Annotated in this window: 8 protein-coding genes; 4 read left to right on the top strand and 4 right to left on the bottom strand. The window is 72.0% G+C overall.

Annotated elements, in window-relative coordinates; all coding sequences use genetic code 11:
- Positions 1-91: 91 nt before the first annotated feature.
- The 3 genes from J5X86_RS06660 to J5X86_RS06650 all read right to left on the bottom strand — a co-directional run bounded on the left by J5X86_RS06660 (position 92) and on the right by J5X86_RS06650 (position 3,073).
- Complete coding sequence (locus J5X86_RS06660) at positions 92-1,219, bottom strand: LLM class flavin-dependent oxidoreductase (RefSeq protein ID WP_208515844.1); 1,128 nt, start codon at positions 1,217-1,219, stop codon at positions 92-94.
- Positions 1,220-1,332: 113 nt separating this feature from the next.
- Complete coding sequence (locus J5X86_RS06655; protein ID WP_208515843.1) at positions 1,333-2,115, bottom strand: SDR family NAD(P)-dependent oxidoreductase; 783 nt, start codon at positions 2,113-2,115, stop codon at positions 1,333-1,335.
- Positions 2,116-2,125: 10 nt separating this feature from the next.
- Positions 2,126-3,073 carry an LLM class F420-dependent oxidoreductase gene (locus J5X86_RS06650; RefSeq protein ID WP_208515842.1) on the bottom strand — a complete coding sequence of 316 codons (948 nt, stop codon included), beginning with the start codon at positions 3,071-3,073 and terminating at the stop codon, positions 2,126-2,128.
- Between the two features lie 211 nt (positions 3,074-3,284).
- On the opposite strand from J5X86_RS06650, the gene J5X86_RS06645 reads away from it, so the two are divergent.
- The gene (locus J5X86_RS06645; RefSeq protein ID WP_208515841.1) at positions 3,285-4,331 is read left to right on the top strand and encodes an AraC family transcriptional regulator; all 1,047 of its coding nucleotides are present in this window, start codon (positions 3,285-3,287) and stop codon (positions 4,329-4,331) included.
- A gap of 141 nt (positions 4,332-4,472) precedes the next feature.
- Here the strand turns inward: J5X86_RS06645 and J5X86_RS06640 are convergent, their stop codons facing one another.
- Positions 4,473-5,702, bottom strand: coding sequence for an amidohydrolase family protein (locus tag J5X86_RS06640; protein ID WP_208515840.1), 1,230 nt, complete (start codon positions 5,700-5,702; stop codon positions 4,473-4,475).
- 157 nt (positions 5,703-5,859) lie between these two features.
- Between J5X86_RS06640 and J5X86_RS06635 the strand changes: the two genes are divergently transcribed.
- The 3 genes from J5X86_RS06635 to J5X86_RS06625 all read left to right on the top strand — a co-directional run bounded on the left by J5X86_RS06635 (position 5,860) and on the right by J5X86_RS06625 (position 11,952).
- Positions 5,860-8,322 (top strand): tetratricopeptide repeat protein, encoded by a 2,463-nt coding sequence (locus tag J5X86_RS06635; RefSeq protein WP_208515839.1) that lies wholly within the window; start codon positions 5,860-5,862, stop codon positions 8,320-8,322.
- 128 nt (positions 8,323-8,450) lie between these two features.
- Entirely contained in the window at positions 8,451-11,375 is a 2,925-nt protein-coding gene (locus J5X86_RS06630) for a BTAD domain-containing putative transcriptional regulator (protein ID WP_208515838.1), read from the top strand.
- 214 nt (positions 11,376-11,589) lie between these two features.
- Positions 11,590-11,952, top strand: a complete 363-nt coding sequence (locus J5X86_RS06625) for a hypothetical protein (RefSeq protein WP_208515837.1) — start codon at positions 11,590-11,592, stop codon at positions 11,950-11,952.
- Positions 11,953-12,212: the final 260 nt, after the last annotated feature.

Here is a 12,212-nt window from a genome sequence, read left to right as displayed (position 1 = left end):
TGCGGCTGCTGGGGCTCTGCTCTCGCTCTGCGGCTGCTGGGGCTCTGCTCTCGCCTCCGCGGCTACGGAGTCTCTGCTCTCGCGTCCGCGGCTACCGGGTCCCGGCGTGGCGGAAGCGGGTCGTGCGGTGCACCGGATCGGTGTCGATCTTCGGGATGACGTGCTCGCCGATGAGCTTGACCGTGTTCATCGTGTCCTCGTAGCCGATCCCGATCGGCAGCCCGAACGACAGCTGGTCGGCCCCGGCCTGTTCCCACCGCTTGCACTGGCGGAAGACCTCGTCCGGGTCGCCGCAGATCATCAGCTCCTCGGCGATGAGGAGTTCGATGATCTCCTCGGTGTACTCCGGCAGCAGCTCCGGCCACTCCGGGATGCCCTCGGGGCGGGGGAAGGTGTCGTGGTAGCGGAAGAGCAGCGACTGCAGATAGTTGAGCCCGCCGCCGACCGCGATCTCGACGGCCTTGGCATGGGTCTCCGCGCAGATCGCGGTGGAGGTGACCATCACGTTGTCGTTGACGAAGCCACCGACCGGCTCGGCCTCCTTGATCGCGTTCTTGTAGGAGTCGAGGACCCACTCCATGTCGGAGACCTTCTGGATGGAGAAGCCGAGCACGCCGAGGCCCTTCTTGCCGGCCATCGCGTACGAGGGCGGCGACCCGGCCGCGTACCACATCGCCGGGTGGGAGCCCCCGTACGGCTTGGGCAGCACCTTGCGCGGCGGCAGCGACCAGTGCTTGCCCGCGAAGCCCTGGTACTCGTCCTGCAGCCACATCTTGGGGAACTCGGCGATCGTCTCTTCCCAGATCTCCTTGGTGGCGTTCATGTCGGTGATCCCCGGGAGGAAGCCGAGGATCTCGTGGCTGCCCGCGCCCCGGCCCGAGCCGAACTCGAACCGGCCGCCGGAGAGGTGGTCGAGCATCGCGACCTTCTCGGCGACCTTGACCGGGTGGTTGACCTGCGGCAGCGGGTTGAAGATGCCGGAGCCCAGGTGGATGCGCTCGGTGGCGTGGGCGAGATAGCCGAGGTAGACATCGTTCGCGGAGAGGTGGGAGTACTCCTCCAGGAAGTGGTGCTCGGAGGCCCATGCGTACTTGAAGCCGGACCGGTCGGCCTGGATGACGTACTCGGTCTCCTCGACGAGCGCGTGGTGCTCGGCCTCGGGGTCGGTTCGGCGTCGGCTTTCGGGGACGTATCCCTGCACAAAGAGTCCGAATTCCATGGAGGTTCACCGCCTCAGACGACTAGATCTGACGCATCGTCAGATTTTGATTGACTCTGACACCGCGGACAGGGACCGTCAAGGGCCGCGGCCGCGCCGGACCCGGAGGGGTCCTAGAAGACCGAGACGCCGGTCAGCCAGCCGCCGTCGACGACGAACGGCTGGCCCGTCACATACGACGAGTCCTCCGACGAAAGGAAGAGCGCCAGCCGCGCCACCTCCTCCGGGCGGCCGATCCGGCCCAGCGGCACCAGCTTGCGGTACAGCTCGTCGACCGCCGCCGACGCCTCCGCGGTGTCGGCGCCCGGGTCGAGCTGGGCCGGGTTGGTCATGGGGGTGTCGATCGCGCCCGGGCATATCGCGTTGACCCGGATGCCCTTGTCCGCGAGCTCCATCGCGGCCACCCGCGTCATCCCCACGACGGCCGCCTTCGTCGCGGCGTACGAGGTGAGGAAGGGCATACCGGACAGGGCGACGTACGAGGCGGTGTTCACGATCGTCCCACCGCCCGCCGCCGCCAGCTCCGGCGCGAGGGTCCGCATCCCCAGGAACGCCCCGACCTGGTTGACCTGGACCACCTCCAGATACTCCGTGAGCGGGGTGCTGACCAGCTCGTTGAAGCGGAGGATCCCGGCGTTGTTGACCAGGCCGTCCACCGCGCCGAAGGCGTCCTTGGCGGCCTCGACGGCGGCGTTCCAGTCGTCCTCCCGGCCCACGTCCAGATGGACGAAGCGGGCGCTCTCGCCCAGCTCCTTGGCCAGCGCCTCGCCCGGCTCGTCCAGCACGTCACAGAGGACCACCCGCGCGCCCTCCGCCACGAACAGCCGCGCCTCGTGCTCACCTTGTCCGCGCGCCGCCCCGGTGATGACGACGACCCGCCCGTCCAGCTTGCCCATTCCGTTCTCCCTAGTCATCGAGGTGCGGAGCGACATCGGCGGCGAAGGCCGCCATCTGGTCGGTCAGTTCGGTGTGGTCCCGGCAGCGGAACCGCACCTGGATCTGGTCCACCCCCATCGCGGCGTACGCGCGCAGGCTCTCGGCCAGCGACTCCGGCGCGCCGGTCAGGGTGCGGCGCCCCACGTCCCAGCCGGGCTCGCCCACGTACAGCGGTTCGGTGATCGCGCCGATCTCGGCGGGCTCGTCGATCCCCGCTTCTTTCCGCAGGGCGCGCAGCCGGGCGATCTGGCCGGGCAGCCGGTCCCGTGGATCGCCCTGGGGCAGCCAGCCGTCGCCCCGGATCGCCGCCCGGCGCACCGCCGCGGGCGAGGAGCCGCCGATCCACAGCGGGGGCCGCGGCGTCTGGGCGGGGCGCGGGGCCTGCCCCAGACCGCTGAACGCGAACCGCTCCCCTCGGAAGTCGGGGAACTCCTCGGGCCCCAGCGCCGCCTTCAGCGCGTCGACCGTCTCGTCCAGCAGCGCCCCGCGCCGGGCGAAGTCCACCCCGAGCGCCTCGAACTCCTCCCGCACATGCCCGGCCCCGACCCCGAGGATCAGCCGGCCGCCGGAGAGGTGGTCGAGCGTCGCGTACTGCTTGGCGGTCAGCAGCGGATGCCGCAGCGCGGCGACCGCCACATGGCTGAGCAGCCGCACCCGCTCGGTGGCCGCGGCGAGCCAGCCGAGGGTGGCCACCGGGTCGTACCAGACGGTGCCCATGGCGGCGGCCAGCCGCCGCGGGATCGCGACATGGTCGCAGACGGCGAGGTAGGCGAAGCCGAGCCGGTCGGCGGCGCGGGCGACCGCGAGCAGCTCGGCCGGGCCGGCCTCCGCCTCCCATGGCTCGGCGTAGAGGGTGGACTGCGACTGGACGGGCAACTGCATGCCGTAGCTCAACCGGCCCCGGGGCAGGACGCGCATGCCGGGCCTCCTCGTCGGTGGACCGCCATCGTCGTATCGGACGTCGGCCATGGTGGTATCTGACGGTCCATCAGACAAGGGGTACGGCGGCCTCGTCCCGCATTGGGAGGCCCTGCTAGCGTACGAACGTTCGGACCTCGGGCCCATCGCCCGCCGCCCCGCTCAGGGGCCACCACGGGGGCACAGTAAGGGGCACACAGAGGGGCACGTGATGATCGAGACGGTCTTCCGCTGCGAGGATCTGCCCAGAGCGGATCGGTTCGACTTCTGGCGCGAGCAGATGGCACAACTCCTGGCGCCGATGGAGATGAGCAGCGACCACACCGGTGACTTCCGGGGAGAGGTGCGCATCCTCGAATTCGGCGCCGCCTCCGTGTGGCCCACGAAGTTCCGTGAGATGAACTTCCGGCGGACGCCCAAACTCATCCGGCAGTCCGACCCCGAGCTGTACCACTTCTCGTTCATCCAGGAGGGAAACCTCCAGGTCTCCCAGTCCCGCCAGGAGGCCGCGCACAGCGCGCAGGGGCTCTACGTCGTCGACACCTCACGCCCCTTCGACTGTCTGGCCTTCGGCGGCCCTCCCGGAGGCGTGGGCCTGGAGATCCCCAAGGCCCTGATCCCGGTCCCGCACGACCGGATCGACCGGCTGCTCGCCCAGCCCATCCCGGCGCGCGAGGGCGTCGGCGCCCTGCTGACCGGGTTCCTCGCCCGGCTGGCCGCGGACCGCGACTCCTACGGCCCCTCCGACGGCCCGCGCCTGGGGACCGTACTGATCGACCTGGCGGCGGCGCTGCTCGCCCAGGCCGTCGAGGCCGACGACGCCCTGCCGCCCGAGACCCGCCGGCACACCCTGGCCTTACGGCTGCAGAGCTTCATCCAGCGGAACCTGTCCGACCCGGAGCTGTCACCGGCCACCATCGCCGCCGCGCACCACATCTCCGTCGGCTATCTGCACCGTCTCTTCCGCGCCCGCGACACCACGGTCTCCGCATGGATCCGGCAGCAGCGGCTGGACCGCGTCCGGCGCGACCTCACCGACCCGGGCCTGTACACCGTCCCCATCCACGAACTCGCCGCCCGCTGGGGCTTCGCCCACCCCGCCGTCTTCAGCCGCGCCTTCCGCGCCGCGTACGGCATGCCGCCCAGCGACTACCGCCACCTGGCGCTGGTGTCCAGCGCGCCGGGCGCAACCCCGCGGCGCCCGGTGCGCACGGACTCCCGGCCCTCCGCACCACCCACGACCCCTGTCACTTCGTAAGGGGTGGGTGACGGCGTTGGGAGGGGGAGGGCCGGTATGCCCCACAGCCTGCCGGAGCACCCGGAGGATGTCATTGACCGGCAGTGACCGCTTTCTTGCTCCTCCGTGACCAAGGCGCCACCGAAGCCTGGCGGCCCGGCGCTACACCCCCGGCGCCCCCGCCCAGAGCCCCTCCGCCGTGAGCCCCAGCAGCTCGATCGCGTTGCCGCGCACGATCCGCTCCACGACGTCCGGCGCCAGATGCCCCATCTGCGCCTCGCCGACCTCGCGCGACTTGGGCCAGGTGGAGTCGGAGTGCGGATAGTCCGTCTCGTACAGCACGTTGCCGACCCCGATCGCGTCGAGGTTGCGCAGCCCGAAGGCGTCGTCGAAGAAGCATCCGTACACATGCTCCGCGAACAGCTCGGACGGCGGGCGCAGCACCTTGTCGGCCACTCCGCCCCAGCCCCGGTTCTCCTCCCACACCACATCGGCGCGCTCGAGGATGTAGGGGATCCAGCCGATCTGGCCCTCCGCGTACATCACCTTGAGGTCGGGGAAGCGCTCGAACTTCCCGCTCATCAGCCAGTCGACCATCGAGAAGCAGCAGTTGGCGAAGGTGATCGTGGAGCCGACCGCGGGGGGCGCGTCCGCGGAGGTCGAGGGCATCCGGGAGGAGGAGCCGATGTGCATCGCGATGACCGTGCCGGTCTCGTCGCACGCGGCGAGGAACGGGTCCCAGTCGTCGGTGTGGATCGACGGCAGCCCCAGGTTCGGCGGGATCTCCGAGAAGCAGACGGCCCGCACCCCGCGCGCCGCGTTCCGCCGCACCTCGGCGGCGGCCAGCTCGGCGTCCCACAGCGGGACGATGATCAGCGGGATCAGCCTGCCCCGGGCCTCGGGGCCGCACCACTCCTCCACCATCCAGTCGTTGTACGCCCGGACCCCGAGCAGCCCCAGCTCGCGGTCGGCGGCCTCGGTGAAGGTCTGCCCGCAGAAGCGGGGGAAGGTCGGGAAGCAGAGCGCCGACTGGACGTGGTTGACGTCCATGTCCGCGAGCCGGTCGGGCACCGAGAAGGAGCCGGGCCGCATCTGCTCGTAGGTGATGGCCTCGAGTTTGACCTCGTCCCGGTCGTATCCGACGGCGGTGTCCAGCCGGGTCAGCGGCCGGTGCAGCTCCTCGTACACCCACCAGTCCGCGAGCGGCCCGTCGTCCCCGGGCGCGCCCATCTTCGGGGCGAACCGGCCGCCGATGAAGGTCATCTCCTTCAGCGGCGCCCGGACGATGCGCGGCCCGGTGTCGCGGTACCTCGACGGGAGGCGGTCCCGCCAGACGTGAGGGGGCTCAACCGTGTGGTCGTCCACCGAGATTATCTTCGGGAAGCTCTCCATGACTGCACGGTAGCGCCGATCTGACGGATCGTCAGCTCACTGGACGCCTCCCGCGAGGATCGGGGGATGCCACGGACACGTCGAACTCTTTACTGACGTACGGCCCACAGGCACGGCAGACTGGCCGTACAGCGAGGAAGCGTGTGCGGGGGGCACCATGGTCGGCGACGAGCGCCTGGGGCGGCAGGAAGGCTCCACCGGATCCGTACCGGACCGGTGGTGGCGCGGTGACGAGGCGAACCTCGCCCTCGGCGAGGACCCGGACCCCGCCCTCGACCGGACACGGATCGGGCTGGAGTGGGAGAGCGGCTACCGCGCCGAGGTCGTCCCCGAGCTCCGGCCGCACGCCGCTCCACGGCCCGCCGCCGCGTTCTCCCGGCCCACCGCCGTGGGCCGCCCGCAACGCCCCCTGGCCACCGGCACCACCGCCGTCCGCCCCGCGCAACTGCCCGCGGCGGTCGCCGACTTCACCGGCCGCGAGGACCTCGTACGAGAGCTGAACGACCGGCTCGCACCCCCCTCCGACCGGCCGGCCGCCATCGCCATCGCCGGTATCGGAGGCATCGGCAAGACCGCCCTGGCCGTCCATCTCGCGCACACCGCCCGCCACCACTTCCCCGACGGCCAGCTCTACGTCGACCTCGGCGGTGCGGGCTCCTCCCCCGCCGACCCCGAAACGGTGCTCGGCGCCTTCCTGCGCTCGCTCGGCACCCCCGACGCCGCCATCCCGGACGGCACCGAGGAGCGCGCCGCCCTCTACCGCGCCTCTCTCGAGGGCCGCCGGGTCCTCGTCCTGCTGGACAACGCCCGCGACGCCGCCCAGGTCCGGCCGCTGCTCCCGGGCGAGGGCGCACCGGACTGCGTGGCGCTGATCACCAGCCGCGCCCATATGGCCGACCTGGACCGCGCCCACCCGGTCGACCTGGACGCGATGAGCCCGACGGAGGCGTTCGCCCTCTTCGCGCTGATCGTGGGCGAGGAGCGGGCGATGGTCGAGCGCGCGGCGGTCATGGAGGTGGTGGCGTCCTGCTCCTACCTTCCGCTCGCCATCCGCATCGCGGCCTGCCGGCTCGCCTCCCGCCGCACCTGGACCGTCTCCGTTCTCGCCAGCAAACTCGCCGACGAGCGCCGGCGGCTGGACGAACTGCGGGCCGGGGATCTGGCCGTCAAGGCGACCTTCGGACTCGGCTACGGACAGCTCGACCCGGCCCAGGCCCGCGCCTTCCGCCTGCTCGGCCTGGTCGGCGGCCCGGACATCTCGCTGCCGGCCGCGGGCGCGGTGCTCGGACTCGACGTCGAGGAGACCGCCCGGCTCCTCACCTCCCTCGTGGACATCTCGCTGCTGGAGTCCGCCGTACCGGGGCGCTACCGCTTCCATGACCTCGTACGGCTCTACGCGCGGGCCTGCGCCGAGCGGGAGTCGCAGGCGGCGGCGGAGCGCGAGGAGGCGCTGTCGCGGCTGCTGGACTTCTACCTCGCCACGGCGGCGCGGGTGTACGCCATGGAGCGGCCCGGCGACCGTATGGTCGAGCACTTGGAGCCCACCGGCCATCCCGGGCTGTGCTTCGAGACCTCCAAAGCCGCCCTGGACTGGCTCTTCGCGGAGGGCGACTGCCTGCTCGACTGCGTGCCCAGGTGCAGCGGGGAGACCACCCGCCGCCGCGCCGGGGATCTGCTGCTGGGCGCGCTGGACCTCGCCGAGTCCGGGGCCCGGCCGCGGCAGTACGAAACGGTGGCGCGGGCGGCCGGCGACGCGGCCCACGCCGCCGGGGACTCCCGCACCGAGGCCCGCGCCCGCTCGGCGCTGGGGCATCTGTACAGCTTCACGGGCCGGTACGCCCAGGCCGAGCGCGAGCTTCGGCGCGCGCTGGAGCTGGACGGCGAGGATCCGGTGATCGCCAGCCGCGCCTCCAATCAGCTCGGCATCGTCACCAACGGTCTGGGGCGGTACGACGACGCGGAGAGGTTCCTCGGACAGGCCCTCGACGCGTTCCGCGCCGATGCCAACGAGGCCGGTGAGGCGAGCGCCCTGGCCAATCTCTCCCGGATCCATGTGAGCCGGGGCCGCACCGGGACCGGTGTGGAACTGGCCGAGCAGGGGCTCGCCATCTACCGCAGGCTCGGCGCCCCGCTGCGGCTCGCCAACGGGATGTACACCCTCGGCATCGCGCTGACGCGTGCCCACCGCCTGGAAGAGGCGTCCGTTCACCTCACCGAGGCGCTCGACCTGTTCCGCGAAGCCCGTCAGCCGCTGTGGGAAGGCATGGCCCATTTCCGGCTGGCCGAAATGCATCTGGCAGCGCATCGCCCCGCCGAGGCGGTGGCGCACGCCGAACAGTCCCTCGCCCTGGGCGGTCTCGGCGGCGAGTGGCGGCGCTTCTCCTTTCTCACCGTTTTATCGAAGGCCCTGATGGCGGCCGGGCAGCGCGGCCGGGCCGAGGACTGCTGGAGCCAGGCGGAGGCCCTTCGCGAACGACTGGGCTCACCCGAGCCCGAGGAGGTGCGCCAACTGCTGGCGACCTCCGCGCCGGACCTCCCGGCGTTGACGGATCCGAATCCCGGCCATCGGGAAGCCTTCGGAGTCGGCCCCCCGGTGTCCGAAAGCGAGCCCTGGAGCTGACGATCCGTCGGTATAACGAGGTCTCGAAGTCGGGCGGGCCTTGTGGAGAGGTCCGGCCCCTACTGACGTGAGGGGTATCGGCAAGGCAAACTGGCCCGTGCAACTCGGAGCAGAGGCAGGGGGAGACCATGACCGGCGAGAAGGAGCGGGCGCAGGAGCAGTCCTTGCGCTTCACCGTGCTCGGACCGGTACGGGCCTTTCGGGGCGAGGAGCAGCTCAGCACCGGATCACCGCAGCAAAGAGCCCTGCTCGCCGCTCTGCTGCTGCGCGGCGGGCGCACCGCCACCGCCCCCGAACTCGTCGACGCCCTGTGGGGCGACGATCCGCCGGACGCCGCGATCGCGGCGCTGCGCACCTACGCCTCCCGGCTGCGCAAGGCGTTCACCCCGCATTCGGACATCCTGGTCAGCGAATCGGGCGGCTATGCGGTCCAAGTGGGCCTCGGGGCCCTGGACATCGAGGTGGCCGAGAGCCTGGCGGCGGAGGCGGAGAAGGCCCGGCACTCGGGCGACCGGCTGCGCGCCCATGAGCTCATCGGCCGGGCGCTGGACCTGTGGGACGGTGAGGCCCTGGCCGGACTGTCGGGGCCCTACGCCACGACCCAGCGCACCCGGCTGTCGGAGTGGCAGCTCGTGCTCACCGAGACCAGGCTCGATCTCGACCTGGAGCTGGGCCACCACACCGAGGCGGTCTCCGAGCTCACCGCGCTCACCGCCGCCCATCCGCTCCGGGAGCGGCTGCGCGAGCTGCTGATGCTGGCGCTCTACCGCAGCGGCCGGCAGGCCGAGGCCCTGGCGGTGTACAACGACACCCGGCGGCTGCTCGCCGAGGATCTCGGCGTGGACCCCTGCGCGGAGCTGTCCGACCTGCATCAGCGCATTCTGCAGGCGGATGCCGAGCTGGCGGTCCCGGTGGACGACCGCACGCACGCCGGGCCCAGCTTCGTACGCCCGGCCCAGCTCCCCGCGACGGTCGCGGACTTCACCGGCCGGGTCGCCTTCGTCGAGGAGCTGAGCGATGAGCTCGCCACCGCCGAGGGGCGTGTCATGGCCGTGTCAGCAGTGGCCGGAATCGGTGGGGTCGGCAAGACGACGCTCGCCGTGCACGTCGCCCACGCGGCCCGCGCCCACTTCCCCGACGGCCAGCTCTACGTCGACCTCCAGGGCGCCGGCCCGGTGCCCGCCGAGCCCAACGCGATCCTGGGCGCCTTCCTGCGCGCCCTCGGCACCCCGGACAGCGCGATCCCCGAGGGCGTCCACGAGCGTGCCGCGCTCTACCGCTCGATGCTGGACGGCCGCCGGGTGCTCACGCTGCTCGACAACGCACGCGACGCCGCGCAGGTCAGGCCGCTGCTGCCCGGTACGCCGGGCTGCGCCGCGCTGATCACGAGCCGGACCCGGATGGTCGACCTGGAGGGTGCCCACCTGGTCGACCTGGATGTGATGAGCCCCGAGGAGGCGCTGGTCCTCTTCACCCGCATCGTGGGCGCGGAGCGGGTCAGTTCGGAGCGCGACGCGGCCATGGACGTGGTGGCGGCCTGCGGCTTCCTGCCGCTGGCCATCCGGATCGCCGCCTCCCGGCTGGCCTCGCGCCGCACCTGGACCGTCTCCACGCTGGCGCGCAAGCTCGCCAACCAGCGCCGGCGGCTGGACGAGCTGCGGGCGGGCGACCTGGCCGTACGGGCCACCTTCGAGCTGGGCTACGGCCAGCTCGAGCCGCCGCAGGCCCGGGCGTTCCGGCTGCTCGGGCTGGCGGACGGCCCCGACATCTCGCTCGCCGCGGCGGCCGTCGCCCTGGAGCTGGACACCTTCGACACCGAGGAGCTCCTGGAGTCCCTGGTCGACGCCTCCCTGCTGGAGTCCGCGGCGCCGGGCCGCTACCGCTACCACGACCTCGTACGGCTCTACGCGCGTGACCGCGCGGAGCGGCACCAGTCGGCCGCGGAACGCGAGGCGGCCCTCTCCCGGCTGCTGAGCTTCTACCTCGCCACGGCGGCGCGGGTGTACGCCATGGAGCGGCCCGGCGACCGGCTGGGCGACCACCTGGCCCCCGCCGACCACCCCGGCCTGGTCTTTCCGCATCAGGACGCCGCCTTGGACTGGCTGTTCACCGAGGCCGACTGCCTGCTGGCCTGCGCCCAGCAGGCCGCCTCGGGCACCACCCTGGGCCGGGCGGCGGATCTGCTGCTCGCCGCCATGGACCTGGCCGAATCCGGTGCCAACGCCCCGCGCTACGAGGCCGTCGCCCGCGTCGTCAGCGAAACGGCACACACGGTCGGCGACACCCGGGCCGAGGGCCGGGCCCGCACCTGCCTCGCCAAGGTGCGCAACCTCACCGGCCGGCTGGAAGAAGCCGACGCGGAGGCGGAGCGCGCCCTGGCCCTGGGCGCCACGGTCGAGGACCACGTGACCATGGGGCGCGCCCTCACCGAGCGCGGCATCATCGCGCACCTCAGCCGTACCCGCTGGGACGACGCGGAGCGGCATTTCCTCCGTGCCATCGACGCCTACCGGGCCGTGGACGACCAGCCCGGCGAGGCCAGCGCGCTGTGCAACCTGTCCCGTGCGTATGTGGAGATGGGCCGCATCGACAGCGCCGTGGACCTGGCCCGGCAGGGCGTGCGGATCTACGGGAGCCTGGGGCGCACCCTGCGCCTGGCCAACGGTAAGTACGCGCTCGGCATCGCCCTGACCGGGGCCGGAAGCCTGGCGCACGCACTGGAGCAGCTCACCGAGGCCCTCGGCCTCTTCCGTGAGCACCGCCAGCCGCTCTGGGAGGGCATGACCCACCAGCGGATGGCCGAGGCGCATCTGTCCATCGGGCGCCCGGCGGAGGCCGCCACCCACGCCGAACAGGCCCTCGCCCTGCGGGGCATCGGCGGCGAGTGGCGCCGGGCCATCGTGCTGACGCTGCTCGGCAAGGCGCTGCTGGAGCTCGGTCAGAACGAGCGCGCGGACGCCTGCTGGCGTGAGGCGCTGGCGATCCACGAGCGGCTCGGGGCACCCGAGGCGGAGGACGTCCGCGGGCTTCTGACCCCCGCGACCGCGGCATAGTCGCGCGTCTCGCCGACCGTTCATCAATCGTTTATCGCTGTCCGGGAGTCTTAGTACCGGTCGACCCGTCCCCGCGGGGGGCAGACGGGTCGGTTGCGAGGTCACACCGTAAGGTGGGCGGCCCTTTTGAGACACCTGTCCGGCGACCCACGGGGGAGTCGCCGGGCGGGTGTCAACGGGCCTCTACCGACCAGAGCATCCGAGGGAGTTGATCGTGACAAGCACGGACAAGAAGCCCCAGTCCGACACCTACCGGCCACTGGAGGCCGACCCGGCGACCCTCACTCCGCAGGACGAGGGCCACACGCCGCCGCCGCCGCAGGTGGCCACCCAGGGCGAAGGCCACACGCCCGCGCCACCGCAGCTGATCACGCAGGGGGAGGGCCACACGCCCGCGCCGCCGCAGCTCAGCACCATGGACGAGGGTCACACCCCGGCGCCGCCGCAGCTCAGCACGCAGGGGGAGGGCCACACGCCCGCGCCTCCGCAGCTCAGCACCAAGGGCGAGGGTCACACCCCGGCGCCGCCGCAGTTGAGCGCCGAGGGCGAAGGCCACACTCCCTCGGCACCCCAGTAGGAACACCACGGAACGTCGTTCGTATCCAACAGGTAACCGCGGGGCCGATGTCGATGACGCGGAGGGGACGTCATCGGCGTCGGCCCCTCTGTGCGGGCGCCTCCGGAAGAGCGGCTCCACGCACCACCCGGGCGGGCCCCCTTTCCGCCAAGCTTCGACCACTTCCGGCCAGATGGCCGAACACACGTACCCCTCTTTGTTAATTTGCAGTACAAAATAGATAATCACCCCCCGTATCGGAGGAACCGGAATGACTCGTG

The organism is Streptomyces sp. NEAU-YJ-81, assembly GCF_017592595.1.
GTDB classification, from domain to species: Bacteria; Actinomycetota; Actinomycetes; order Streptomycetales; family Streptomycetaceae; genus Streptomyces; species Streptomyces hygroscopicus_B.
Note: the sequence above shows the minus strand (reverse complement) of the source record. Positions and strands in the feature narration are given on the sequence as shown.

Coding starts and splice junctions, on each gene's coding strand:
- J5X86_RS06660 (WP_208515844.1), bottom strand. CDS start 1,219: ATGGAATTCGGACTCTTTGTGCAGGGATACGTCCCCGAAAGCCGACGC.
- J5X86_RS06655 (WP_208515843.1), bottom strand. CDS start 2,115: ATGGGCAAGCTGGACGGGCGGGTCGTCGTCATCACCGGGGCGGCGCGC.
- J5X86_RS06650 (WP_208515842.1), bottom strand. CDS start 3,073: ATGCGCGTCCTGCCCCGGGGCCGGTTGAGCTACGGCATGCAGTTGCCC.
- J5X86_RS06645 (WP_208515841.1), top strand. CDS start 3,285: ATGATCGAGACGGTCTTCCGCTGCGAGGATCTGCCCAGAGCGGATCGG.
- J5X86_RS06640 (WP_208515840.1), bottom strand. CDS start 5,702: ATGGAGAGCTTCCCGAAGATAATCTCGGTGGACGACCACACGGTTGAG.
- J5X86_RS06635 (WP_208515839.1), top strand. CDS start 5,860: ATGGTCGGCGACGAGCGCCTGGGGCGGCAGGAAGGCTCCACCGGATCC.
- J5X86_RS06630 (WP_208515838.1), top strand. CDS start 8,451: ATGACCGGCGAGAAGGAGCGGGCGCAGGAGCAGTCCTTGCGCTTCACC.